The sequence below is a fragment of the Holdemania filiformis DSM 12042 genome, assembly GCF_000157995.1.
Classification (GTDB): Bacteria; Bacillota_I; Bacilli_A; order Erysipelotrichales; family Erysipelotrichaceae; genus Holdemania; species Holdemania filiformis.
The window spans coordinates 278,448-303,277 of sequence record NZ_GG657553.1; the positions used below are offsets into that span (position 1 = coordinate 278,448).

Consider the following 24,830-nt stretch of genomic DNA (forward strand, 5'->3'; position numbering starts at 1 on the left):
ATCCTTCGCCTTCCCGATCTGTAATAAGCAACCTGCCTGTCGTTTATACTTGAGATCCAAGCATTTCCATCGTCTGCGGAGAATGCCGGTAATACTGCGCCTGCGCTTCCCATAGTTCCTGATACAAGCCCGGCTGTCCGGCCAGCTGATCATGGGTGCCGCGCTGAACGATCTGGCCGTGGTCGAACACGACGATTTCATCGCAGAACTTACAGCTGCTCATGCGGTGTGAGATAAAGATTGAAGTCTTATCCTTCACCAGTTCGTTGAAGTTTTCATAGATTTCCGCTTCCGCCAGGGGATCCAGCGCCGCTGTCGGTTCGTCAAGAATCACGACCGGCGCGTCTTTATACAGCGCCCGGGCAATTGCGGCTTTCTGAGCTTCCCCGCCGCTAAGCAGGATGCCTTCACCGTTTTCTTTGCCCAGCAGCGTCTTCAATCCCTTTTCCATGCCTGCAACCCTTGCACTCAGCCCGACTTCCTCCAGCACCCGCATCGCCTTCTGTTCATCGACATTCGCCGAAGCTGCCAGATTTTCGCCTAACGGCATTTCCATCAGCTTAAAATCCTGGAAAACGACAGAGAAGATCTGAACGTATTCTTCAAACGCGTATTTCCGGATATCGATCCCGTTCAGCAGGATTCTTCCCTCTGTCGGTTCCGCCAGCCGGCACATCAGCTTGATAAACGTCGTTTTCCCCGCGCCGTTGCGCCCGACAATCGCAAAGTGTTTCTTCAGTTCCAGATCAAAGGAGATATCCTTCAGCGCGGTTTCGCTCTGGCCCGGATAGCGGTAAGAAACATGATCGAAGGTCAGATGATATTCGCCGTCATCCCGTTTTTCCACCGGCAGCGTCCCTTCATAACTCATATTCGGACGTTGGATAAAGGCTTCATAGCTGTTGAGGTATTCGTAACGGTAGGCGATGTTATTATAGCTGGCTGCCAGTGTGACCAGCGAGGTCGTGAAGCGCAGGATCGCGTTGGCGTACAACATGACCTCACCGATACCGATGGTGCCCTGCATCGCGATGATGCCGATGACCAGATAGGTCATCCCGGATGCCAGCTGCGTCAGAAAGGTGATGACACCGTTGATCTTGCCGTTGTTTGTGCCCCAGGCGAGATAAAGCCGGGAGCTTATCAGCGTCTTATCAAAGAGTTCCATCAGGAAATCCTCCATTTGATATAACCGGATATCCTTGCCATTTTGAATACTCATTCCCAGATTTCCGATATATCCGCACATCGCATTGTTATGGACGTTATCCCGTTTCATTTTCTGAAGCAGTCTTGCCGCTTTCGCGCTCAGCCGCGATCCGATCACAATAACCACCGCATACACAGCGAAAAGGAAGATTAAACTGCCTACCGGCAGCCAATAATCTTGAGCCTGCGTAAAAATCTGAACTAACAAAACAGCGACAAAGACCAAAGAATAAAGCATGGAGAAGAACATCGTCAGAAATTGAAGCAGATCCCGAAGCTGTTCCCCTGTTCCGCCTCCGCCGTTACTGCCTTGATCTGCCTTGCGGATTTCGTCGATCGTTTCCGCTTTTTCTAACTCTTCATATTCAATCTGATAGGCTTTTTCAAGAACACGCTGACGAATTTTGTATTCTGACAGATCGCGCAGCTTAAGAAAACGTTGATTCAAAGCCTTACTGCTCAACCCCAGAATAACGCTGAAACTGATCATCCAATAAACGTTCTGCATCGCCTGCGGAAACTGACCGGCGATGAGGCAATTTAAGATCTGAGCGGAGAAGTAAATCGGCAGAAAGGGCACGGCCGCCGTAATCGCAGCGGTCAGGATCAGATAGGCGATCACATGGGATTCGCTTTTCTGCATCATCCGGATGAATTTACAGGTTTCCTGCCAGGCTGTTTTCAAATTCATAGACTTCCCCTCCTTCCTGATAATATTGACTTTGAACTTCAAACATCTTGGCATATTTGCCTTTCCGCTTCATCAATTCCTCATGGGTGCCGTCTTCCACAATCACCCCGTTCTCAAGAAACAGAATCCGATCGCAGAACTGGGTGGAGGACAGACGATGGGAAATAAACAATGCGGTGTGATCTCCGACCAAATCGTTAACCATTTTATACATCTCGCTTTCAGCGATCGCATCCAGCGCCGCGGTCGGTTCGTCCAGGATCAGCATCTTTGCTTCCTTATATAAAGCACGTGCCAGAATCAACCGCTGAACCTCGCCTCCGGAAAGCTGAATTCCGTCGGTGTTCAGATCTTTTCCAAGATAGGTTTTCTCCTGCAGCGGCAGACGGCTGACCTTCTCCCAGAGATTCGCCCGCTTCAATACCTCGATCACCTTTCCGCAATCCGTGGCTTCCAGATTTTTGCCGGAGATGTTTTCGGCGATCGTCACCGACATGATCATCGCATCCTGGAATACCACCGCCAGTTGTTTTTGAAACGCTTCCCGATTGTCCTCCGTTAACTCCCGGCCGTTCAGTAAAATCCGGCCGCTGTCCGGCCGATACAGGCCGCATAACAGCTTGACCAGCGTTGTTTTGCCAGCCCCGTTAATCCCCACCAGCACCACTTTCTGCCCTGCCGGAATCGTCAGATTAAAATTATCCAAGACCTTGCGTTGTTTATCATATTGAAACGAAACATGTTCAAAGGTAATGGTCATGGATTCAGCCGCAGCCTGTGATCCCGCAGGTTTTGCATGAACCACTTCCGATTCTGTATAATCGCGGTAATAACCAATCCGCATCAGATCGTTGCTCAGCAGCGATATCATTTCGCTGATTGTGGAAAACCATGTGGAAAAACCGCTGATCACGCCTAACAAAAAGACAAATTGCGCAATGCTCATGCCCTGCATCAGACTCAGAATCAGCCAGCTGTAAGCCGCCAGATCCCGGACCGCCTGAATAAATATACCTGCCATGTCATAAACGAAGTAAGCGCTCCGAACTTTTCCTTCAATCTTTTCCAGCCGGCGGATCAGACTTCGGTAGAATTCAGCCATCCAGGTTCGCATTCCGTATAAGCGGATATCCTTGCCTGTTGCCACGTTGTAGGTTTCCTTATGCAGATACCAGATTGACCGCACGATCTGACCGGATTCTTCCATGGTCGCCGCTTCTTTTTTCCAGGCATAACGATAAATGAAATATTGAATTACCGACAACCCCAATAACAGGCCGATCAGCTGAATGTTTGTCGTTCCAATCACCAGGGAGTACAACGTTAAGCCCAAAAGGTTCACAGCCAGCTTGATATTGTGGTGGCAAAAGCCTTCCAATCCATGATCGTTGGTCGATAAACATTCCTCCGTTTTCGCAATCTGGATCTGTGTCTTATAATCTTCCACATTCTGATAGTCCCGCGTAATCGTGCTGCGGAACATTTCACTCCAGAACTTTTTTAAACGAAAGAGGATAAACTGTGTCGACGAGCGACTCTCTAAAAAGGTCTGAATTCCGTTGATCGCGCCGTAGACCAGAAACGCGCTAAAACAGACGAGGATCAAGGTCTGCACGCCGGCCTGTCGTTCCAGACAGGCGATGATCAGCGATGGCATGAACACTCCGACCAACGGCGTTATCGCGGAAAACAGCACCTCGGCAATTCCGTAATAAACTAATTTCCGGTCAAAGTCCCACATTTTGGAATAGACCAGATGATAGGTGCTGCGCACACTGTATTTCATAATGATGCCCCTTCCTGTCGTTATCTTCATTTTGATTATATAGTAGAATGATGCTGGTTAAGAAAAAAGGGCACGAAACGCAAAATTTCATGCACGAATGGTTTTTTGTTTTCGATTCAGCTTCAATTAGTCCTGAATGCAATGACTATTTACCTTATATAGAGCTGTTCTCCAATCCCTGGCAAAGCCATAATTTTCTATCAAATTAATTTGAGAATTCTTTTCAATTGTTTTTAATGTGCCAATGGCCCGTTCCCCTAATTTTTTTTCGGATTGACATAAAGCAAAGCACATACGAGCGCATAAGTTGAATGAAGTGAATACTTCTCCAACGTAATCCTGTTGGAATCTATCTTTTTGGTGCAATCACGTGTTGAATTCTATAAAATCTCTGATAATAACAACATTGGTTTCTTAAATAAGATATACAATGATAAAAGCTTTCTATTTTATTAAAAGTTATATCCGTAAAGCCTTGTCTGCAAACCGCCTTTTTATCAGATGTTAATTTAATGTCAAAGCTTTTTTAACGTTTTCATTTCCATGCTTCCTATAAAAAAGAGTACCCTGGGCCACATTACTTAAAGTAGGAGGTGCGGGTACTACGGTCATTCACATTATATGCACATTTTAAATAAATATAAATTAAATCTCGTTAGTTTCTATCGAAATTACTTTCGGTTTATAAAGGAAGCATAATTTCCGTGACGAAGATCCCCGGCTCATTCTTACGGTTGATATATCCACCGTACTTCTCCACTTCCCGATTGATGCGCAGTAAACCATGTCCATGGTTGCCGCGCTTGTGCGTAATATATTCGTCATCCATCTTCCGCACCACCTCCGCGGTCGCATTGGCAACGGAGATGTAAAGCTGCTGCTTAAAGACACCGATATATAAGCGGATGAACCGATCCGACGTCAACGCTTCGCACGCTTCCATCGCATTGTCGATCAAATTTCCCAGAATCACGCACAGATCCAGATCAGCGACGGTAAGCTGACTCGGCACGGTCGCTTTGTAGTCCAGTGCGATCTCTTTCTTGATCGCCATCGACAGTTTTGAATTCAGGATCGCGTCAACGTTCAGGTTGCCGCTGTCGACCAGCTCATAGACGTCTTCCAGATCCTGTTCCAGTGCGTTCAGATAGTTTTTCGCTTCCTCGGTTTGATTCATCCGCAGCTGAGCTTTCAGATTCTGTAAATGATTGTGATAATCATGCCGCCAGCCGCGCATAATCTGATAGATATTGTTGACTTCCTCCATCTGCCGGACCAGAATTTTATTCTGATATTCCATCATCCGGTCTTCATAACTGCGCCGCAGAAACCGCTGATTTGCGCAGCCGACGCCGTAAAGCAAAAGGCTGATCATCAGAAAAAGCAGAAGTTGATCCTGCAATACACCGCACCCGACGAGGAAAAGCATACTCACGCCGATCACCGCCAGGATCGCCGGCCTGCTTTGACTTCGCTGCTGCTCCAAGACAAGACAAAGCAGATAAGCAACGCAAAAAAATGGCAGAAAGGAACGGGTTCCCCTATAACTGAGTGCCGCGCCGGCCAACACCGCCAGATCCAGCGCCAGACTTTTCCGCTGAAACCGCAACCAAAGCAGAATCATCAGCCCAATTCCCGGCAGGCACTCTACAAGATAAACAGCGATCATAAGCGTATTCCTTTGTTATAGCGGATGAACGCTTCGTTGACGATCTTTAACTGCGACCGGGCGATCGGCAGCGTAAACGAACCCACTGATAAATCCTCACGGCGGATCTGATCCACCTTGGCGATATTGACCAGATAGGAACGGTGAATCATCACAAACGTTTCGTCCAGCATCGCTTTCAATTCGCGAATGCCGATTTTTTCTTTTTGCCGATGATCTTCAAAAACAAGATGACAATAGTGAGCTTCCGCTTCCACATAAACCAAGGCATTCAGGTTAATCCGGCTTCCGTTTAACAAAATCGAGTGCTGCGCTGCGGATTGAATTTCATCGAGGATTGCAAACAATGCCTCCTCCTGAACCGGTTTGATCAGATACCGCAGAGCTTTGACCTCGTAACCTTCAAACACATACTCCTTCATCGCCGTTAAAAACAAGATCGGAACCTGCGCATCAGTCTGACGGATTCTGCGCGCCAGCTCCATCCCATTTTGTTTTTTCATCTGGATATCGAGGATAATCAAATCAAACGGATACCGGCCATCGCATTCAAAAAGCATCTGTTCGGCGCTTTCATACCAGATCAGATCTGTTTTGCCCCAACGGCCAAGCGATTCCTCCAGAATCTCTTTCTGAATTTTTTCATCTTCACAATAAGCGATTTTCATAGTTTCATTTTAACCTGCTTCGTTCAAGACTGGCAAGTGTTTATTCCTTCCAATCAGCCAGGAAAGGGTGGATAACAAACCATGATGTCCTCGCCGTGAATATCCTTTTCTCCAGTGAACTGAAAGCCAAAGCTTCGATAGAGATGAATTGCCGCACTGTTCTCCGGATAGACACTCAGATAAATTTCGCGATCCGGAAATTCGAGGGAAAGTGTCTTTGCGATCAAACTCAGCGCCGCCTTGCCATAGCCCTGTCCCTGCGCCGCGCCGTCAATCAAAAAGCGGTCCAGCCACAAACGTCCCGGCTGCGGCTGAAATGTAACTGGCATGGATCCGGCCTTCGGTGAAAAAGCAACAGGATATTCCTTTTCAAAGAAACCGAGCATAGCGAACCCCACTGCCTGTTTGCCATCGAAAATTCCAAAGGGACGCCATCGCGCCTCCTCCTCTGCTTCGCGCAAACATTGAGGGACAGTTTCAATATAGCTTTCCTGTCCCGCCGCGACATGCAAGCGGCTTATTTCTTCACGGTTATCCGCGGTAACGGGCACCATTGTTAAATTCATAAGTTTCACTCCTTTTAACAGACTCTCTTTTTATGAATTGCGATTGATAAATGAAATTAAATTCTACCGTTTTTTTAACTGACCTACTATCTTCGGCCTGCTTGACTCATCGACAGATTCATTCTGAAATTAATCCTAGTTTTTTTTCATTATCCCGTCAAGCTACATTGGCTGAACGTTGTCTAAGTCAGATTTCAAACTTTCTTCCTGCTTTTAGACCTGCAGATCAAGCCGCTCATTTTATAAACACGCTGTCGATAAGAAGGAGTCCAAAGGAGCTGCCGGGAACAGCGCCTTCCTCTTCAAATTACCCGCATCGCTGCTGCAAAACATAGTTCTTGCTCAATGGTCCGTTGAATTAATAGTCGTTTTCTAAAAGGATGTCGCTGTTGTCAATGCCGGCCATGAGCTTGAGAAGTCCGGAGTCAAAAACAAAAAACTTAAACTGATTCAGCTTGTCAAAGGCGGAAAACAGTGTAACACATTTTTCTGCTGTTTTATGACTTAAAATCACACATTTTTCTGAAATCAACAAAACGAATTGCTTCGGGGAAACAAGGATTCAAACGATTATGACTGAATCGAAGCAGAGGATTCGTTGTCTGAGATCAGCGGTCATCTTGTCTTTTTATGTTTTTGCTTTGTGCAAAAATAAAAAACAGGCAAGGCAAAGCTTGATACCGCTCTGTCCTGCCTGCTTGTTTGTAAGAAGTTCCAGTCTTGCCTCAAAGGGGTGAAAGCTTGAAACCTTATCTTAAGCTTAGATTTATTTCAGTTCCGCCGCTGCGTTTTCGCCCGCGACCTTACCAAAGACAACCGACTGGGAATATCCGCCGGACTGCCATGTCACTTCACCAGAAGCATACAGACCCTTGACGACAGTACCGTCTTCATACAGAACCTGCGCCTTTTCGTTAGCGACAACGCCGCCCTTGGTCATGTGATTTGCCGGTTCAACGCGAACGCCGTAGTACGGACCTTCCGCATCCAGCGCACGGGAAGGAACTTCGCCTAAGACGGCGTTTTCCGCGCCGGCTTCCGCATCTGCGTTGTACTGATCAACGCTGGCCTTCAATCCTGCCGCATCGACGCCCAGCGCTTCCGCCAGTTCTTCGATCGTCTTGCCTTCCGCATAGTAGCCCAGACCGACATGCTTGCGGATCCGGTAGAATGAATCGTAGCCTGTCTTATCTGTGATATAGAACGCCGCGCCGTCAGGCTGACCCTGAACCATTGCTGCCCGGTCTAATCCGCCGGTGTTGTCGTTCAGCAGTTCGCCCGCCTTGTTGACTAACAGATTCATGTCGGCGCCGCCGGTCAGATCCCGGCGCGGAACGATGATGTTGGAGAACACGCTCATCTTGCCCATGTTTTCCATCTGGAAGCCGTTCTTTTCAAAGACTTTGACAAAATCACCCGTGGTGCCCATCTGGTTGGAAGTATTCATGACTTCATATCCCGGAGCATATTCTGCCAACAGTTCCTTGTTGCTGCAGAAGCCGCCGGTCGCGATGATGACTGCCTGTGCGTTGATGTCATAGCTTTCGTTATCGTTGTTTGTGACTTTCACGCCGATGACGTCCTTGCCGTCCAGAATCAGATCTTCACCCTTAGTGCCGGTGCGGATATCGACGCCCAGGTCCTTCGCCGTCTTTTCCAGACCTGCCTGAATGACCTCGCCGGAATACTGGTTTTCTTCCGCCATGTGGTTGGTATCGCCATAGTTATAGTTCAGCTCCACGCCCATCGCACGCAGCCAGACGTCCAGTTCATTTTCCTGGTTGGCCCAGACTTCGATGCGTTCCGCGCTTTCGCCGGATTTCGATTTGCTTTCAATGAAGTTTTCGACCTGATTGACTGTCCATTCCTCATTGCCTGCTTTTTTCTGTGCTTCGGTATTGATGATATCGAAGAAGTTCATATCGAATTTGCCGTTGCCGCTCAGGATATCCAGTTTCTCAACCAGGATCACGTTGGCGTTCGCGTTGGTCTGCTTCGCGCCGATGGCTGCCGCTAATCCCGAAGGACCGCCGCCGACAACGACGATATCGCAGGTTTCCGCTTCCCGCTGAGACGCTGGTTTTTCCGGTCCCTGAGTGGTCATCGTGATGTCTTCCACATCCATGCCCGCCTGCTTCATCGCATCCGCCACCGCGGCCTTCACGCCGAACGATGAGAATGTCGCCGCCGTCACGCTGTCGACGACCGGTGAGTTGGCTTCCAGGATTCTTTCTTTAATCACCGGGAACGCGCGATCGATGACAACGTTGGTTTCGTGGCTGTCCACCAGCTCGATGTCCGTAATCTTCTGATCGGCGATCGTGACTTTCAGATTCATCTCTCCGCCGTAGCCTGTGCCCTTGGCGTCATAGACGCCGGAGTTTGCCGCATCAGGGGTTTTGTCCTGACTTGGTTCCGCAGGCGTATTTGAGCAAGCAGTCATGCTTGCCGCTAATAAACCCGCAAGACCGACCTTCACAAATTTGTTGTACATGTTTCCTCCTATGTAGATCTCCTCTACATCCCCTATTTTACAGAATTCTCTTCATCCGTCAAGTGAACAAAATCATAAAGATTTCACAAAATGAACACAATAAATCCAGATAATGGCTTAACCATGAGGCTTTCTCTCCCTTTCTGGAACTACTTTCAGCGTATGAAAAGATTTTGTAAGGTGAAAGAAACCCGCTTTCTGCTCGAAAACGGGTCTTTTTTGATTTATTTCCGCATTTCTTCGCGGACTTCGCAGAAGCAGCGGACAATCTTGTCGATGTCTTCGCGGGTATGCGCGGCGCTGACCTGCGTGCGGATCCGGGCTTTCCCCTTCGGAACGACCGGATAGGAGAAGGCGACAACGTAGATTCCTTTATCCATCATCCGCTTGGCCATTTCCCCTGCCGTCTTTTCATCATAAAGCATGACCGGTACGATCGGATGCACGCCCGGGATGATATCGAATCCGGCGTCCGTCATTTTCTGACGGTAATACGCGGTGATGTCTTCAAGATGGTCGCGCAGCGAGGTATCGGCTTCCAGAATCTTAAAGACTTCCAGAGAGGCGGCGACGATGGCCGGCGCCAAGGTATTGGAGAACAGATACGGCCGGCTGCGCTGACGAAGCAGATCGACGATTTCCTGACGGGCTGTCGTAAAGCCGCCGGAAGCGCCGCCTAACGCCTTGCCCAGAGTGCCGGTGATGATGTCCACACGCCCTTCCACACCGCAGTATTCCGCTGTTCCCCGACCGTGTTTTCCGACAAAGCCGGCAGAATGACTGTCGTCCACCATGACCAGCGCATGGAACTCGTCGGCCAGATCGCAGATGGATTTCAGATCGGCGATAATGCCGTCCATTGAGAACACGCCGTCGGTGGCGATCAGCTTAATCCGCGCCCCGGCTTCTTCCGCGGCGATCAGCTGCTGCCGCAGATCGGCCATGTCATTGTTTTTATAACGGAAACGCTTGGCTTTGCACAGACGCACGCCGTCGATGATGCTGGCATGGTTCAGCTCGTCGCTGATCACCGCGTCCTCCGGCCCCAAAATCGTTTCAAACAGACCGCCGTTGGCATCGAAGCAGGAGGAATACAGGATCGTATCGTCCATGCCCAGAAAATGCGATATCGCTGCTTCCAGCTGTTTGTGACTATCCTGTGTACCGCAGATAAACCGCACAGAAGCCAGGCCGTAGCCCTTTTCCTCATACGATTTCTGCGCCGCCTGAATCAGACGCGGATCGTTGCCCAACCCGAGATAGTTGTTCGCGCACATGTTGATGACCTCGCGGCCGTCTTCCAGCTTCACGTGTGCGGATTGGGGTGTGACGATCGGACTCTCGCCTTTAAATAAACCCGCTTCTTTAATGTCTTTAACTTCCTGAGCGTAATAGTGCAGCGCTTCAACCTTATTCATTATTTTTCCTCCTTCTGCAGCGAACTCCAGTCCAGCACCACTTTGCCGGATTGTCCGGAATTCATCGCCGCGAATCCTTTTTCATAATCCTGAATATCAAACCGGTGGGTGATCACAGCGTCGATGTTCAGGCCGCTCTGCAGCATCGTCGACATCTTATACCAGGTTTCCCACATCTCCCGGCCATAGATGCCCTTGATCGTCAGGCCGTTGAAAATGACTTTTTCCCAGTTGATCCGGGCGTCTGCTTTCTGTAAGCCTAAAAGTGCGATCTTGCCGCCGTTTTTCATGTTGTTGACCATGTCATTGAAACCGGACTGTGCGCCGCTCATTTCCAGGCCGACGTCAAAGCCTTCCTTCATGCCCAGCTCGCGCATCACGTCCGGCAGCTTCTCCTGAGCGACGTTGACCGTGCGGGTCGCGCCGAGCGTTCTGGCCAGGTTCAAGCGGTATTCGTTAACATCGGTCACGACCACATGCCGCGCTCCGACATGCCGGCAGATCGCCGCCGCCATGCAGCCGATCGGCCCTGCGCCGGTGATCAGCACATCCTCGCCGATCATATTGAACTGCAGCGCCGTGTGGACGGCGTTGCCCAGCGGATCAAAGCAGGAGTATAATTCCTCGCGGATCGACGGATCACAATGCCACGCGTTTTTCGCCGGAATTACGAGGTACTGCGCGAACGCACCGTTGCGGTTAACGCCGACCCCCTGGGTGTTGCGGCATAAATGCGGCTGGCCTGCCAGGCAGTTGCGGCAATGGCCGCAGGTGATATGCCCTTCGCCGCTGACAAGGTCGCCGACCTGGAAACCTTCGACATTCTCACCGACCTCAACGATTTCCCCGACATATTCATGCCCGGCAGTCAAGCCGATCGGAATCGTATGCTGCGCCCATTCGTTCCAGTTATAAATATGCACGTCCGTACCGCAGATTGACGTCTTGCGGATTTTGATCTTCACGTCGTTTTTGCCGCATTCCGGGACCGGCACCTGTTTCAGTGTCAAGCCGACGTCCGCCTTTTCTTTCACTAAAGCCCACATCATTTTGCCTTCGCTCATTTTGTTCCTCCTTCTTTTTGTAAGCGGTATCTTTAATTTTATAGTGCCTTAGTTTTCAACGAAATGCAAGACACTTTTTTAAATTTGTCCGCAACACAAGGACAGTTGCCCGATTTATCCGCGCCGCTTTCTGAAACTTGTGAAAATCGTTGAAAATTATTATTTTACTTGAATTCATCGAGCCGGTGCTCGTCTTTTTTATGATTCGACAAAATCCGGCAACAATAAGAGGGTGAAGGAGGAGAGCTTATGCAAGCGGAAATTAAAAAAACAAGTGATGGAAGGCTAAGATTTCGTTGGGTGAAGATCTTATTGATCCTCGTCGGCCTCAGTGCGCCGCTGAGCGTTCTCCTATTCCCATTCCCGCAGCGCGCGCCAAAAAACAAACAGCCAGACTTTCTCGAAGCGGAGGATCGTCAGCTGGATCAGACGCTGCACGAAAAACAAAACGCCGTGGAAATTGTCGTTTTCTACCCGCAGGAACCGCAGACTATTCAGAGTGCGGCCAAAAAACAGGCTGAGCAGCTGATGAACACGCTGACCGCGGAATATGTCCAACCATCGGAGCTGTCGGCTGCCAGACAGGAAGACCCGGATCCCCTATTAATCAAAGCAGACTATCATACCGAAGCCTTAGCACAAAACACCGTGTCGGTAGTTTACCTGATTCAGAAAAAAGTTGGCGATCACATCGAGGAAGAACGCTGGGGTTATCTTCTTGATCAACAGACAGGAGCTTTGGTCGGCGCGGATCGGGCTTTCGATCAAACCGGGCTGAACCGGATCTCCGCTTTATTCCGGGACGCGATGAAAAACCAGGAAGCAACTCACTCCCTGGCTTACTCGCTGCCGATGATCGAGGCGACTTCCCCGATTCCGGAAAATTTCTCTCAGTTTTATTATGCTGACGACCGGCTGACGTTCTTCCTGAAGCTTCCGGAAGGCATGGCGATCTCCACGGAAACGGAAGAACCCAAAGAGGATGGACAAGCAAGCGGCGATGAAATGCAAGACAGCTCAGATAATGGAATAGAGAGAACTAACCCGGCAATGTCCGGACAGGAAATGTTCTTTCAAGAATCCCAAAATCAATTGCGCTGGTCGGTGAACCGGACGCAGCTGGGATCGCATTTCTTATTGAAACCGGCAGAGGACCGCGAAGATTTATTCATCCCCCCGCGAACTATTGATCCGGATCAGCCGATGGTGGCGCTCACCTTCGACGATGGTCCGCATCCCAAGAACACGCCGCGTATTCTGGAAACCTTGCGGACTTACGATGGAGCATCGACATTTTTCATGGTCGGCACCAATGTCGAGCGTTATCCGGACGTCGTCAGACAAGTTGCGGAAAGCGGCAGTGAAATCGCGTCGCATACCTATGATCATCCGAATTTAACCAAGCTGTCAGGGGATCGCCTGAATTATCAGCTCAGCCGTGTTAATGAGCTGATCGGCGAGTTAACTGATCAGCAGGTATCGGTAAAAACACTGCGTCCGCCCTACGGCGCTGTCAGCGAACAAGTCAGAGAAGCTGCCGATACGCCGCTGATTCTATGGAGCATGGACACCCTGGACTGGAAAACCCGCGATGCCCAGAAGACGATCAGCTACGTCCTTGAACAGGTGGAAGACGGCGACATCATTCTAATGCACGATATCCACGCAGAATCCGCCGACGCAGCCGTAGCAATCATCCCGCAATTGACAGCGATGGGCTATCAGCTCGTCACCGTTCAGGAACTGATGCAGGCGAAGGGGCTGGAAATGCTTCCGGGGCAGAAAATTTTCAGCGGAAATCCAGATACGTACGGTTCGTCTGTGATGCTCACCGATCAATGATACTAACGGAAAGCGACGCAAGTTCCTGACTGAAAAAGTCATTGAAATACAAAAAAGGCATATCCCGATCTGAGCTGGGGATATGCCCTCATTCTATTTCCATTAAGATTCTGTTTCTTCCAGACAATGAATCAATTCCAGGATCCGGTTCAGGTCCTGCGTGCCGGAATACTGGATAACGATCTGTTTCTTATCCACCTTGACGCGGGTCTGCAGCCTGTTCTGCATGACTTCCTCGACGTACAACAGATTCGGGTCTTCCGCTTTCTTTGCGGCCTTGGGTTTCGGTTTTTCCTGCCGTTCCTTGACCAGCCGTTCCACCTCGCGCACAGACAGACCTTCCTCAGCGATCTTCATTGCCAGATCATACGCTTCGCCCTCGTCCTCGATTGTGACTAACGGGCGCACATGCCCCATTGACAGCTTATTCTCCGTGACCAGCTGCTGGACGGATTTCGGCAGCTTTAACAGCCGCAGGGTGTTGGTGATGTGTTCACGGGATTTCCCGACGCGCTGAGCCAGTTTTTCCTGCGTGTAGTCCAGCCGTTCGATCAGGCGCTGATACGCCTGGGCTTCTTCAATTGCGTTCAGGTCCTCGCGCTGAATGTTTTCCAGCAGCGAGATTTCCATCATCTGTTCTTCAGTGAACTCCATGACGATTGCAGGAATCGTCTTCAATCCCGCCTTTTTACTGGCGCGGACGCGGCGTTCGCCGGCGATCAGCTCATAGCCTTTGACGGATTTGCGCAGCAATACCGGAGTGAAAACACCATGCTCCTTGATCGACTGAGCCAGCTCGCCGATCTTTTCATCGTCGAATATTTTACGCGGCTGATAGGGATTCGGCCGGATCTCAGACAGCTTGATCTCGCTCTGACGACTCTCGTCGCCCTGCTGAATCTCCTCGATCACATTGCTTAAATCATCGCCGAAAATGGCTCCCAGGCCTTTACCCAGCCGGGCTTCATCCTTTTTCATTGGCTTTTGCCTCCTTTGCGTTATAGGAAATGACTTCCTTTGCTAACGATGCGTAGGCCTTGGCTCCTTCCGATTTTACGTCATATTCAAAAATCGTGGCGCCGCGGGAAGGGGCTTCCGACAGCTTAACGTTGCGGGGAATGTAGGTCTTATACACCCGCTCCTTGAAATACCGCCGGACTTCCTGCTGAACTTCGACGCTCAGCTTGGTCCGCGCATCAAACATCGTCAATAATACGCCCTCGATCATCAATTTATTGTTGAAAAGACGCTGCACCAGACGAATTGTCGACAACAGCTGCGTCAACCCTTCCAGCGCATAGTATTCACACTGCACCGGAATGATCACAGAATCCGCGGCCGTCAGGGCGTTGGTATTCAGCAGCCCCAGCGAAGGCGGGCAGTCGATGATGATGTAATCGTAATCATTCTTCACAGCGACCAGCTTGTTTTTCAACAGCTTTTCACGGCCGTATTTGTATTCGACCATTTCCAGGTCCGCCCCGGCCAGGTCGATCGTCGCCGGCAGAATATCCAGCGGCGGAATCTTCATGGTTTTCACAGCGTCCTTGACTTCAACCTCCGTCATGATAACGTCATAAATACTTTTCACAAAACTTTGGCGAGTCGCGCCGACGCCCTGCGTCGCGTTGCCCTGCGGGTCAAAATCGACCAGTAATATTTTTTTGCCGAGATAGGCCAGTCCGGCGGAGAGATTGATACTTGTCGTCGTTTTTCCGACGCCGCCTTTCTGATTGGCGATGGCAATAATTTTTCCCATTTTTTCACATCCTTTATCTTAATTTATATCCACACTCGGTATTCACAGAGCACAACCCTCATCGCCATCGGATTGCCATCCGGTCTGAAACCGGAAGATCCGAGTAAATCTCAGAGTTCTCCTTATCAGGCACTTTCCGATTGGAAATGAGGTGAATTTTCGTTACTTGTTTGGAAACTTAATGATAATCCGAACGTCATTATCCGTTTCCGCTTCCTCGGTCTCAATGGCGATCCCGGTCCGGCGCACCATTTCCACCGCCTGATAGATGGTATTGACCGCGATTTTAATATTGCGGGCAAAGCCTTTGAAGACTGGTTTTTTCGCTTCCGGTTTCGTCTGCGGCGTTTCTTTCATGCTGGTGATCAGCTGTTCCGCCTGACGGACGTTCATCCCTTTTTTAACGATTTTCTCATAGACTTCCTGCTGCTTATCCGGTTCGACCGAAAGCAGCGCCCGTGCATGCCGCTCGGTAATTTTACGGGAGGAAATGCCTTCCTGGATTTCATCCGGCAGATTCAATAACCGGACCTTGTTCGCGATCGTGGACTGGGATTTTCCCATTTTGGCCGCCAGTTCTTCCTGCGTCATCCCAGCGGAGCGCATGATCTGGATATAGGCCTTGGCTTCTTCGATCGAAGTCAGGTTCTCGCGCTGAATATTTTCGACCAACGCCAGCTCGGCCAGCTTCTGTTCATCGGCGCTCATGACATTGCATGGAACTTCGCTGTAGCCGGCCAGAATGCAAGCCTTGTAGCGGCGTTCTCCGGCGATGATTTCATAACCATCTTCATCCTCGCGGACAGTAATCGGCTGAATCAGACCGTTCTCCCGGATCGACTGCGCCAGCTCCATCAGTGCGTCTTCATTAAACTCCAGCCGCGGCTGATGACGGTTGGGATGAATCTGTTCGATTGATATTTCCCGGACTTCTCTCATAAAAACACTCCTTTACAACGGATTCTTTTTGATTTTCGCATAAGCGCGCGGATACTGCGGCGGCGTGGATCGGACTTTGCGGTACGTCAGATTCACACGGGCCGAGCCATCCTGCAGATGGACTTCCTCGGCGCGCTCCAATTCCGCTCCCAGAATTTTCGTCGCTTTCTCCGCCTGGATCTGTTCCTCAAATCCGGCGGCCCCCTTCATGGCGACAAACATTCCGTTCTTTTTTACTAACGGCAGACACAGCTCCGCCAGCACGCGCAGATTCGCGACGGCCCGCGCCGTAACCAAATCAAACGATTCGCGATGTTCTTTCGCGTAGTCCTCAGCCCGGACGTTCAAACATTCAACATTGTCCAGCTGAAGCTCGCGGCATACTTCCTTGAGAAAAACAACCCGCTTATTCAGCGGTTCTAAAATTGTGATCTTCAATTGAGGATTCATAATTTTTAACGGCAGGGAAGGAAAACCCGCGCCCGCACCGACGTCGCACAGGTGAACTGTGTTCAGCGGCATGCCGGCAAACGGAACCAGCGAATCATAGAAATGCTTTTCCAGCACTTCCTCCCATTCCGTGATGGCAGTAAGATTCATTTTTTCGTTCCATTCCTGCAGCAGCTGCGCATACCGCACAAATTGTTCCTGCTGTCGGGCGGAACATCCGATTTCCTTCTGACGACAGGCTTCGATAAATTCTTCCCATTTCATACTGCATCCTCCGCATGGGTTATTATAGCAAAATTCTCTCCTGTTCTAAAGCACTTCTTCCCATGAAATTGATGTTTCATCGTTTTTCATCCCCGAGATTTCGCTTTCTTCTGAAACTTGTTCCGGGTTTTTACATCTGGATTTTCCTTATATGAGTAAGCCTTGTCTTCCTTTGAGGATTCTTTTGCGAATTCTGCGGAATTCTTCAACTTCACCATGAGATTGCGGAGCTTCCGCTTTCTTTATCCGCAGACCCGATCCTCACGACTCCCCACGGGCTTGATTGATCAATCATGATTCAGTCCGGGCAGCATCGTCCCTGGCAAAGTTCGCATTTTACAATGAAGAGAAGTGACCAGCATTGTTCTACTATTAATAAGGAAGATACATAAAGGAAATCGCAGTCGGATTTGCCTTTCCACCACGATTATGCTACTCTGTTTTTAGCAGGTTTTTCAGGGAGAAAAGGAGAAACTGGAGATGAAGGACAGAAAACCAATCCGGCTGATCGCCAGCGACCTCGACGGAACGTTATATTACGGCGCGCGGGAGCTGGGGAAAATGACGCCGGCCAACCGCGACGCGATCGTCCGCTGGACGGAAGCGGGCCATCGTTTTTTGATCGCCACGGGAAGACGGGCGTGTACGCGGGCGGAAATCATCCGCGAATACGCGATCGACTGCGATATCATCGCCTGCAATGGCGCCAAGGTGATACTGAACGACCAGCTGTTGTGGAGCCGGGAAGTCATGCCGCCGGAGCTGAACGAGCTGTGCAATCTGTGCGAGCCATTTCGCAATGAACTGGATTTCGTACTGGATATCGATATCATGGAGCGCATCACCTACCAGGCCAACAGTCTGATTCAAAAACGATTTCCTGAGGATCTTTATTTGCGGCAGGTCCGCGATTATTTGAAACAGCCGCAAACGGCGTATCCCAATAAGGTTTTTATGGTTCTGGCCGATCCGGCAAGACTCCCGTTTTTCCTGGATTACTTCACCCGGCATTTCCAAGGCCGGCTGGCCGTGACCAGCAGCGGACCGGATCTGGTGGAAATGAGCTGCGAGGGCTGCGGCAAGGGAGCGGCTTTGTTGGAGATTCTGGATCGGTTAGGTCTGGAACGGGAACAGGCCGTAGCGATCGGTGATGAACAGAATGATCTGGATATGCTTCAAAGTATTCCGTATGGCTTCGTGATGAATTCCGCTCGTCCTGCGATCAAATCTCAGGTTCCCTATTCCGTAGATTCAGTGCACGAACTGATCGATGCCTGCCTGCGCTACAACGCGGCATGCGGACAGTCGTCAGACGCAGAAGATCTAAACTTTCCCGCAGTCTTCCGTCAGTCTTAAGCTTCATCTCACCGCTGAAAATTTCTTCCCGGCAAACTTTAGTGATTAACTTTCCGGCTTCTTTGTAAGAATTTCACCGCTCCGCAATTCAGCTTCGTCTGATCAGAAAGGAAATTGTATGAAAAAGAAAATAATCCGCAGTTTAGCAATCATGGGACTTGCCGCCCTGTTCGCCGGCTGTCAAACCACTCCAGCTTCTCCAAGCTCCTTGAGCCTATCGCCGCACACAATCTCGGAAGATACTCAGTCCCTGCTTCATTTGATGCCGCAGGGAGATTCCACTTTCTTTTTTGACTTACATCTCAACGAAACCGTCGATGGACTGGAAGTTCAAAGCTGGACGTTAACGGCGGACCACCAATGGCAGGAGGAGGCGGGCGGCGGAACCAGCGGGATGCTTGAACATGACGATAAAATCCTGATGATCCAGGTTTTAACCGATCAGTCCCGCTTTGCCTGGTCCTGTGACGGAGTTTCTTCTCCCAACGTTCCAATCGGCGAAGACGGCGCTTATTTCACTTCGGACTGGGGCGCGCGCGGAACGGATCGTCTGGATAAAACCGTCGACGTTCAATTAAATCAACCGGTGCCGCTGCTTTTGATTCTAGAAAAAGACGGCGTCCATGATGGACAGCTTTCGATGGAGGTCAACGATCTGATGCAAAGTTTAGAACATCCGGAACGGGTTGATGCCGACCGGGCTTTGTTGATCACAGTTAAGCTCCGATAAAGATAGTTTCGATTATCCATTTTTAAGTAATGAAGCTTGAAGGTTTTGGCGCTTTTGCCTGAACCTTTTTTGATATGAATTGCCAGCGTGAGAATAATATTTTCTTTTTCTTCATTAAGATCACTATTTCAGGCGGATAGAGAAAATGTATTTTTATTCATAAATTTGAGATTTTTTCTCATATTATGTGTCAAAAACTAAAAATCAGTTTATAATAAGATCATAGAATAACTTTATTCAGGCAGGAGGAACGCTTTATGTTATGTCAATTTACTGTGAAAAATTTTAAGAGTATTCGCGATGAAATAACACTGGATATGCAGGCGGCCGCCATCACTGAGCATGAAGATCGGGTAATTAAAGATAAAGATAATCAGGTGTTTCTTCCTGTCTCTGTACTTTATGGTCCAAACGGAGGCGGAAAATCCAACATTTTAGAAGCGTTGCAGACATTATCCTCAAAAGTGCTGCGTCCTCTATATGCTGCGGAAAACGTCCAGGATCCAACCTTACTCTGGAAAAACCTCGTTATAGAACCCTATGCTTTTTCGCTGGATACCCAGGAAAAGCCTACTGAATTTGAACTTTTTTTCCGGACGGCAGTGGCAGAATACCGATATATTCTTGTTATTAAAAGAACGTCGGTCATTTATGAAAAACTTGATCGTATAAAATTACTTACTGGAAGAAAATCCGCTCTATTTGAACGCAGCGAAAAAGAGATTGCGCTAAAAGGTTCACTTTCTAAACTAAAGATTAGTGATGGACTTTCTGAAACATTACCACTTCTCTCTTACCTTGGCATTACTTATCGAAAAAACGAAGTCATTGGCGACGTCTTTCATTGGTTTGAAAGAAAGCTTCGCTTTCTCAATTATGGCAATCCAATACAAGAGGTGCAAACAGCCTTTTCAGATTCAGAAGAAATTAAACGGCTTGTTTTGTTAATGATTCAGGAAATGGATTTAGATATTGTGAATTTCCGCATTCGAAAAAAAGAGAATAACCATATAGAAGTCTTTACTACCCATCGGGTCGAGGATCAGGAAACAGAATTAAACCTTGCAGAGGAATCAAGCGGAACACAAAAATTATTTGCATTGCTTCCTTTTATTGCCCGCAGTTTATTGAATGGAACGACATTGGTTATCGATGAACTGGATGCTAAACTTCATCCGCTTTTACTGCGTTACCTGATTATGCTTTTTAGCGATATGGAAATCAATCGCCAAAATGCGCAATTGATTTTTACATCCCATGACTTATCTACGATGAGTAGTGAAATTTTTCGCCGTGATGAAATTTGGTTCGTCGCTAAAGGCAAGGATCAAAATTCCAAGCTTTATTCTTTGGTTGAATTCAAAAATAATAAAGGTGAATCAATCCGTAAGGATGCAAAATTCGACAAGCAATATCTGGAGGGAAAATACGGTGCGGATCCTTACCTTAAAAAGATTATAGACTGGGGGAATGTCAATGCCGAATAAGAACAAGCGTGATGATTGGAAGAAAAAGCGGCGTCAGGATTATCTTGAACCTAAACTTCATAACTTTTACATTTTTTGTGAAGGAGAAAGAACTGAGCCCAATTATTTCGAAGGTTTTAAACAAGGTATTGAAAGTAACCCCATCTATCGCGAAATGGTGCGCATTCAAATCGAACCTTGTCAGGCAGAGACTTTACGTGTTATTGGAGCAGCAGAAAAATATGCAGCAAAGAATAAAATCCAAAAGGGACAGATCTGGTGCGTTTATGATAAAGACAGTTTTCCCGCTAAAAATTTTAATGCGGTAATTGATAGAATAAAGCATTTAAATCTCCTCAATCCAGATCTGCAATATCATGCAGCGTGGAGCAACGAGTGTATAGAATTCTGGTTTTTGCTTCATTTTGCCTACTATACATCCAACAATCACAGGTCGGCTTATATAGAGTTTCTAAACTCTCAGTTTAACGAACTTGGAATAGGAAAGTATCAAAAACAAATGGAGAATATATTTGATATTCTTGCTTTTCAGGGTAATCCGAAACTTGCAATCCGATATGCGAAGCGAATTATTGAAAATCACGCAGGAAAGACGCCCGCTGAAATGGCGCCGGGCACAAAAGTTTATGAATTAGTAGAGGAACTTGCAAAGTATTTGCCTGAAGCTATGAGAATGCGATTTGTTTAATAGAAAACCTAAAAAAGTCTGGTTTACTCAGACTTTTTTAGGTTAAAGAAATATCAGCTCTCGCTGAATCATCGTCTTAAATTTCTACCCCACATTTTCTCAAAATAGATCACGCTGATTAAGTTATTTTCTATTCTGTATATGTTCAATTGTCAAAAATATGAGGGTCATTATAAAGGTTAAGCTATTAAGCACTATAAAAGCATCGGTCAAAGAATCCACATTTCTAAATATATAACTTGTCAGAGCGGAACACAAAAATAACAATGCAAATATTTTACTTTTTTTCATAGAATCGCTCTCATTCTTTAATCTGTGAAACCTGATTTTTATTCTTTAACAACTTATAGATCAGTATCTGTGTATCCCCGATCCTCCTGCCAAGCCGGATCCTTTTCCGCCTTAGTATGCAAGGAAAACAAAACTATTGCCGCGAAGAATAGGTCGCCTGTTGACGGACTTCCTCTTTGGGAAGCAGCGCCCGGACTCCGTGAAGCAACTCAAGAACACTATCCCGTTGTTCTTCGTCATGCAGAGTCACGGTGATCAACGTCAGCTGCGCGCCGCAAATAATCTGAGCCGCAAGCTGAAGCTCGTCATTCGATGAATACCAGCCATACCGGCAGATCCCTTCACCTGCCTGGAATTCCTCGATATCCCGGACTTTTTCAAATCCCTGTTCAAAGAAAACCGCATCGCCCTGATTGCGGGAAAACCCGGTGATCTGCCACAGCGGACAGAGCGGATCGCTTTCATCTGTCCATAAATTAATTCCCCGGCCTTGTTCCGTCTGCTTATATTCATATTTATATTTCCCAGGGAATATGAACTTAACATTACCAAAATCCTGTGTGATCTGATCCCGCCGATACCCGATCTTCGTTTCATACCGCAGTTCGGGAACGCCTGTCAGATCCAGCGGATCCTTGCCATCCAGCTGACAAAGCTTGTAGTACGCTTCGATTGGAAACGGCAGCGTCCGATCCATCATCAGCGCCTGTTCCAGATGGGAGAAGATAAACCCGTTGATTTGCCGGTCTAATTCGCTGCGGGAGGACGGCGCGAAATAACAATGCTCCCACAATTCATTCAACGCGCAGTTCCGGTAATACAGCGCGTCTTTGATCGGATTCTTCCAGAGGAAGAACTGATCGGCGAACGCTTCGATGCCGTCTTCAAGCTTCTCCGCCAACGCGGTGATCGAGAACCGGCCCATGTGCGTAATGATGGTGCCCGGGATTTCCCGCGGCATATATTCGTTCAGATCCCAGCATAAGCACAGACTGGTATATTCCTCTTCTTCCAGCTGATGAATCGGAATTGTCATTAACGTTTCCAGCCAGGGATAAAAATGATCCTCTGCCATTTTCTTAAAATCATGATAATCCATATATTCCGCTTCATCGTCAAACAGAATTTCCAGATCCAGCCGATCCGCCAGCGTTTCAATAAAATCAGCGACCGCTTTGTGCAGCCCCGGTCCGGCCGGCGTCGTCACGCACTCGCCTGACATAATCCAGTGATTGGCTTCTTCCTGTTCAAATTGAATCTCCAGAATACCGATCGGGCAGAACGATAAGCTCACGCTGTTTTCATCCGGAAAAGCCGCGATATTCCATTGTTCCGCTAAGTCCATGACTTCTTCCCGGGCTTCACTTACATCCTGAATCTGCGCCTCAAACGATAGTCCAATACTCATCGCCAACCCTCCTGTTCTTTCTTTTTTCTTATTATAACATATTCCCCATGCCGCTTTTCCTTTCAAAAAGAAAAGCGGACTTCCGTCTTTCCTTCGGCATGTCCGCTCATTTTTCTGTGATGCTTGATTTGTTATTCTGCTGCGTTCTTTCCAATCACAAACGCATACGCCCGGCCCGGCTGCGGATCCAGTTCTTTGTAGACGCTGTCCACCTCGGTAAAATCATGCACCGGCACATAGACCACATCTTCCCAGGTCAGCTCCGGATTGTGGCAGACGAGGAAGTCCTCAACCGCGATCCGGTGATCATGAACGCCGACGATCGTGATATGATAGGACGTTTCATCTAATTCATTCCAGCCTTCCAGCAAGCCGCCCTGAGGCAGCGGATCTTTATACAGGAACAACAGATATTCCGAACCATCACGGCCGCCGTAATAGAAAGAATGGCCGATGAATGTTTTTCCATCCTGTGCCTTATAAAGAAGCACAATGCGTTCAAATTCATCCAGACCTGGTTTTAACTCTAAACGTTTCAATCATTGTTCATCACCTCTTGATTTCAGTATAAATAGCCTGCCCCAAAAGCTCAACTACGATTTTTCAGGTTTACTAAACCTTCCTTATTTTACAGAATGGATTTTCTTCCCCACGTTCATCTATATTTCAAAGATTGCTTTCCATTTTCGGATTTCATTGGTAAGATGAAAGTAGAAATTTCTAAGCCTTACGAAGAAAAGTTTGACTTGCCTTATCATTCAAAAAGGAAGTTAAAGGTGAAAGCATGAAAAAGAATATCGTAATACGCCGCAGTTCTATAATATTCATCCTTTTTCTAATACTGCTTGCGCTGTACCGGACGGCAAATATTCATGTCGTTCAGGAACGGACGAGCGATCATCCCTGTTACTGGTTATCCGTTCAGAATTCACCGCTTCTATTTCCAAATTTCAATAGGCAGTTTCAGGCAGAGGATGATATGACCTTTCTCAGCATGGACATCAAAACCCGTGAGTACCTTCCTGGACTGGCTCTCTTTTCTTCACCTTGGGGGATCGTAGGGGATTACAGGGTTCGGCTGAATCCAAAGGGCCCGGGTTATCGGCTGACCGTGCTGGAACAGCATCTCAATCACCAGCCGCTCAGCTGTCAATTCGCACTCACGTCCGATCTTAACCGCACTCTGATTCAAGAAGAAAACGGCGTTGTCTGGTTTGAGCAAGACGAACCGGTTAACAGCCCTCAGTCTGAAGTCCGATTCGATCGAATCTGGACGCTTCAGACACGCACCTATGAAATTCAGATCTCCGCTGCTGACTTCCTGATCGAACGGATTCAGCCAACCGTTGAGAAAACTTTCCGTCACCTGATCGAAACTCAGACAAAATAAGTGAAATTCCGATTTTAGTTACGCTTTTAGAAAGTGAGAACTGCTCATAAAAAAACATCGCTTCCTTCTTATCAGCCTGCTGATCCTGCTTTTATTAGTCGGCGGTCTGATCTACCGCAACGAAAATATCCGGGTTCTGAATTCCATGGAAAATCCGGCCTGCACTGGACTTCAGGTTCGCAGCGCCCCTTTCCTGTTCGTTGATACTCAGCGGCAATTTCAGGCAGGCAAGGAGATGAAAGTGATTGGAACCCTGATCTGGGCAGAAAATTTTACGCCTGTCCTGGCTCTGCCTTCCGCTGCCACCGCCAGCTATACCACCTACCAAATTCAGCTTGAATCCGGTGAACCTGTGCTTTTCTATGTGAATGAACAACAGCGTGATCAAGCTTGCGGTCTGTCCACGATTTTCAACAGTCCCAATAAAACGCTCCGCGAATCTGGCGATGTAGAATGGACGGAACAAACCATGGCCGTTTCAGATCCCGCTTCCTCCGGTTATTCGGCATCTGTGATCTGGACCATCAAAAATGATGATCGCTTGATCGTCATGGAACTGCCTGACATTCTGCGTGATCTAATAAAACCTGCCGCTGAGGAAACATTTCTAAAATTAGCGGTCTGATTATTTCCCGGGAAAGGATATGAATCCCATTCTCTT

Annotated in this window: 21 protein-coding genes; 7 read left to right on the forward strand and 14 right to left on the reverse strand. The window is 48.2% G+C overall.

What is annotated here, in order from left to right:
* Positions 1-43 precede the first annotated feature (43 nt).
* The 8 genes from HOLDEFILI_RS03710 to tdh form a co-directional block, all read right to left on the reverse strand.
* Positions 44-1,900 (reverse strand): ABC transporter ATP-binding protein, encoded by a 1,857-nt coding sequence (locus HOLDEFILI_RS03710; RefSeq protein ID WP_006058097.1) that lies wholly within the window; start codon positions 1,898-1,900, stop codon positions 44-46.
* Positions 1,866-3,686 (reverse strand): ABC transporter ATP-binding protein, encoded by a 1,821-nt coding sequence (locus tag HOLDEFILI_RS03715; RefSeq protein ID WP_050766917.1) that lies wholly within the window; start codon positions 3,684-3,686, stop codon positions 1,866-1,868. Before HOLDEFILI_RS03715 ends, HOLDEFILI_RS03710 begins: the two co-directional genes overlap by 35 nt.
* 682 nt (positions 3,687-4,368) lie before the next feature.
* Positions 4,369-5,355 (reverse strand): sensor histidine kinase, encoded by a 987-nt coding sequence (locus HOLDEFILI_RS03720; RefSeq protein ID WP_006058100.1) that lies wholly within the window; start codon positions 5,353-5,355, stop codon positions 4,369-4,371.
* Positions 5,352-6,023 carry a LytR/AlgR family response regulator transcription factor gene (locus HOLDEFILI_RS03725; RefSeq protein WP_006058101.1) on the reverse strand — a complete coding sequence of 224 codons (672 nt, stop codon included), beginning with the start codon at positions 6,021-6,023 and terminating at the stop codon, positions 5,352-5,354. The genes HOLDEFILI_RS03720 and HOLDEFILI_RS03725 overlap by 4 nt, the downstream gene beginning before the upstream one ends.
* A 53-nt stretch (positions 6,024-6,076) precedes the next feature.
* Positions 6,077-6,589, reverse strand: coding sequence for a GNAT family N-acetyltransferase (locus HOLDEFILI_RS03730; RefSeq protein ID WP_006058102.1), 513 nt, complete (start codon positions 6,587-6,589; stop codon positions 6,077-6,079).
* Positions 6,590-7,355: 766 nt separating this feature from the next.
* Positions 7,356-9,083 (reverse strand): FAD-binding protein, encoded by a 1,728-nt coding sequence (locus HOLDEFILI_RS03735; RefSeq protein ID WP_006058104.1) that lies wholly within the window; start codon positions 9,081-9,083, stop codon positions 7,356-7,358.
* Positions 9,084-9,307: 224 nt separating this feature from the next.
* The gene (locus HOLDEFILI_RS03740) at positions 9,308-10,501 is read right to left on the reverse strand and encodes a glycine C-acetyltransferase (protein WP_006058105.1); all 1,194 of its coding nucleotides are present in this window, start codon (positions 10,499-10,501) and stop codon (positions 9,308-9,310) included.
* The gene (gene tdh / locus HOLDEFILI_RS03745; protein ID WP_006058106.1) at positions 10,501-11,565 is read right to left on the reverse strand and encodes an L-threonine 3-dehydrogenase; all 1,065 of its coding nucleotides are present in this window, start codon (positions 11,563-11,565) and stop codon (positions 10,501-10,503) included. The genes HOLDEFILI_RS03740 and tdh overlap by 1 nt, the downstream gene beginning before the upstream one ends.
* A 300-nt stretch (positions 11,566-11,865) precedes the next feature.
* On the opposite strand from tdh, the gene HOLDEFILI_RS18205 reads away from it, so the two are divergent.
* A complete protein-coding gene (locus tag HOLDEFILI_RS18205; protein WP_167317118.1) occupies positions 11,866-13,407 on the forward strand; it encodes a polysaccharide deacetylase family protein in 1,542 nt (513 codons plus the stop codon).
* Positions 13,408-13,509: 102 nt separating this feature from the next.
* On the opposite strand, the gene HOLDEFILI_RS03755 is transcribed toward HOLDEFILI_RS18205, so the two are convergent.
* From HOLDEFILI_RS03755 to rsmG, 4 genes are all read right to left on the reverse strand, one after another.
* A complete protein-coding gene (locus HOLDEFILI_RS03755; RefSeq protein ID WP_006058109.1) occupies positions 13,510-14,385 on the reverse strand; it encodes a ParB/RepB/Spo0J family partition protein in 876 nt (291 codons plus the stop codon).
* Positions 14,372-15,166 (reverse strand): ParA family protein, encoded by a 795-nt coding sequence (locus HOLDEFILI_RS03760; RefSeq protein WP_006058110.1) that lies wholly within the window; start codon positions 15,164-15,166, stop codon positions 14,372-14,374. The genes HOLDEFILI_RS03755 and HOLDEFILI_RS03760 overlap by 14 nt, the downstream gene beginning before the upstream one ends.
* A 162-nt stretch (positions 15,167-15,328) precedes the next feature.
* A complete protein-coding gene (noc, locus tag HOLDEFILI_RS03765) occupies positions 15,329-16,105 on the reverse strand; it encodes a nucleoid occlusion protein (RefSeq protein WP_006058111.1) in 777 nt (258 codons plus the stop codon).
* Between the two features lie 12 nt (positions 16,106-16,117).
* A complete protein-coding gene (rsmG, locus tag HOLDEFILI_RS03770; RefSeq protein ID WP_006058112.1) occupies positions 16,118-16,819 on the reverse strand; it encodes a 16S rRNA (guanine(527)-N(7))-methyltransferase RsmG in 702 nt (233 codons plus the stop codon).
* Between the two features lie 480 nt (positions 16,820-17,299).
* Between rsmG and HOLDEFILI_RS03775 the strand changes: the two genes are divergently transcribed.
* The 4 genes from HOLDEFILI_RS03775 to HOLDEFILI_RS03790 all read left to right on the forward strand — a co-directional run bounded on the left by HOLDEFILI_RS03775 (position 17,300) and on the right by HOLDEFILI_RS03790 (position 21,080).
* Positions 17,300-18,175 (forward strand): HAD-IIB family hydrolase, encoded by an 876-nt coding sequence (locus HOLDEFILI_RS03775; RefSeq protein WP_006058114.1) that lies wholly within the window; start codon positions 17,300-17,302, stop codon positions 18,173-18,175.
* 118 nt (positions 18,176-18,293) lie between these two features.
* Positions 18,294-18,905, forward strand: a complete 612-nt coding sequence (locus HOLDEFILI_RS03780; protein WP_006058115.1) for a hypothetical protein — start codon at positions 18,294-18,296, stop codon at positions 18,903-18,905.
* Positions 18,906-19,162: 257 nt separating this feature from the next.
* Positions 19,163-20,392, forward strand: coding sequence for an AAA family ATPase (locus tag HOLDEFILI_RS03785; protein ID WP_006058116.1), 1,230 nt, complete (start codon positions 19,163-19,165; stop codon positions 20,390-20,392).
* The gene (locus HOLDEFILI_RS03790) at positions 20,382-21,080 is read left to right on the forward strand and encodes an RloB family protein (RefSeq protein WP_006058117.1); all 699 of its coding nucleotides are present in this window, start codon (positions 20,382-20,384) and stop codon (positions 21,078-21,080) included. Before HOLDEFILI_RS03785 ends, HOLDEFILI_RS03790 begins: the two co-directional genes overlap by 11 nt.
* Before the next feature lie 424 nt (positions 21,081-21,504).
* Here HOLDEFILI_RS03790 and HOLDEFILI_RS03795 read toward each other — a convergent pair whose 3' ends face one another.
* Both HOLDEFILI_RS03795 and HOLDEFILI_RS03800 read right to left on the reverse strand, forming a co-directional pair.
* Positions 21,505-22,779 (reverse strand): hypothetical protein, encoded by a 1,275-nt coding sequence (locus HOLDEFILI_RS03795; RefSeq protein WP_039863834.1) that lies wholly within the window; start codon positions 22,777-22,779, stop codon positions 21,505-21,507.
* A 131-nt stretch (positions 22,780-22,910) separates the two neighbouring features.
* Entirely contained in the window at positions 22,911-23,318 is a 408-nt protein-coding gene (locus tag HOLDEFILI_RS03800) for a hypothetical protein (protein ID WP_006058119.1), read from the reverse strand.
* 455 nt (positions 23,319-23,773) lie between these two features.
* Here HOLDEFILI_RS03800 and HOLDEFILI_RS03805 point away from each other — a divergent pair, with 455 nt between their 5' ends.
* Positions 23,774-24,169: a hypothetical protein gene (locus tag HOLDEFILI_RS03805; RefSeq protein ID WP_208854941.1), complete on the forward strand. Its 396-nt coding sequence runs from the start codon at positions 23,774-23,776 to the stop codon at positions 24,167-24,169.
* 145 nt (positions 24,170-24,314) lie between these two features.
* Positions 24,315-24,794: a hypothetical protein gene (locus HOLDEFILI_RS03810; RefSeq protein WP_006058122.1), complete on the forward strand. Its 480-nt coding sequence runs from the start codon at positions 24,315-24,317 to the stop codon at positions 24,792-24,794.
* Positions 24,795-24,830: the final 36 nt, after the last annotated feature.

Bases quoted from the DNA above. Each gene is read 5' to 3' on its own strand.
- HOLDEFILI_RS03710 (WP_006058097.1), bottom strand. From the start codon at position 1,900: ATGAATTTGAAAACAGCCTGGCAGGAAACCTGTAAATTCATCCGGATG.
- HOLDEFILI_RS03715 (WP_050766917.1), bottom strand. From the start codon at position 3,686: ATGAAATACAGTGTGCGCAGCACCTATCATCTGGTCTATTCCAAAATG.
- HOLDEFILI_RS03720 (WP_006058100.1), bottom strand. From the start codon at position 5,355: ATGATCGCTGTTTATCTTGTAGAGTGCCTGCCGGGAATTGGGCTGATG.
- HOLDEFILI_RS03725 (WP_006058101.1), bottom strand. From the start codon at position 6,023: ATGAAAATCGCTTATTGTGAAGATGAAAAAATTCAGAAAGAGATTCTG.
- HOLDEFILI_RS03730 (WP_006058102.1), bottom strand. From the start codon at position 6,589: ATGAATTTAACAATGGTGCCCGTTACCGCGGATAACCGTGAAGAAATA.
- HOLDEFILI_RS03735 (WP_006058104.1), bottom strand. From the start codon at position 9,083: ATGTACAACAAATTTGTGAAGGTCGGTCTTGCGGGTTTATTAGCGGCA.
- HOLDEFILI_RS03740 (WP_006058105.1), bottom strand. From the start codon at position 10,501: ATGAATAAGGTTGAAGCGCTGCACTATTACGCTCAGGAAGTTAAAGAC.
- tdh (WP_006058106.1), bottom strand. From the start codon at position 11,565: ATGAGCGAAGGCAAAATGATGTGGGCTTTAGTGAAAGAAAAGGCGGAC.
- HOLDEFILI_RS03755 (WP_006058109.1), bottom strand. From the start codon at position 14,385: ATGAAAAAGGATGAAGCCCGGCTGGGTAAAGGCCTGGGAGCCATTTTC.
- HOLDEFILI_RS03760 (WP_006058110.1), bottom strand. From the start codon at position 15,166: ATGGGAAAAATTATTGCCATCGCCAATCAGAAAGGCGGCGTCGGAAAA.
- noc (WP_006058111.1), bottom strand. From the start codon at position 16,105: ATGAGAGAAGTCCGGGAAATATCAATCGAACAGATTCATCCCAACCGT.
- rsmG (WP_006058112.1), bottom strand. From the start codon at position 16,819: ATGAAATGGGAAGAATTTATCGAAGCCTGTCGTCAGAAGGAAATCGGA.
- HOLDEFILI_RS03775 (WP_006058114.1), top strand. From the start codon at position 17,300: ATGAAGGACAGAAAACCAATCCGGCTGATCGCCAGCGACCTCGACGGA.
- HOLDEFILI_RS03780 (WP_006058115.1), top strand. From the start codon at position 18,294: ATGAAAAAGAAAATAATCCGCAGTTTAGCAATCATGGGACTTGCCGCC.
- HOLDEFILI_RS03785 (WP_006058116.1), top strand. From the start codon at position 19,163: ATGTTATGTCAATTTACTGTGAAAAATTTTAAGAGTATTCGCGATGAA.
- HOLDEFILI_RS03790 (WP_006058117.1), top strand. From the start codon at position 20,382: ATGCCGAATAAGAACAAGCGTGATGATTGGAAGAAAAAGCGGCGTCAG.
- HOLDEFILI_RS03795 (WP_039863834.1), bottom strand. From the start codon at position 22,779: ATGAGTATTGGACTATCGTTTGAGGCGCAGATTCAGGATGTAAGTGAA.
- HOLDEFILI_RS03805 (WP_208854941.1), top strand. From the start codon at position 23,774: ATGGACATCAAAACCCGTGAGTACCTTCCTGGACTGGCTCTCTTTTCT.
- HOLDEFILI_RS03810 (WP_006058122.1), top strand. From the start codon at position 24,315: ATGGAAAATCCGGCCTGCACTGGACTTCAGGTTCGCAGCGCCCCTTTC.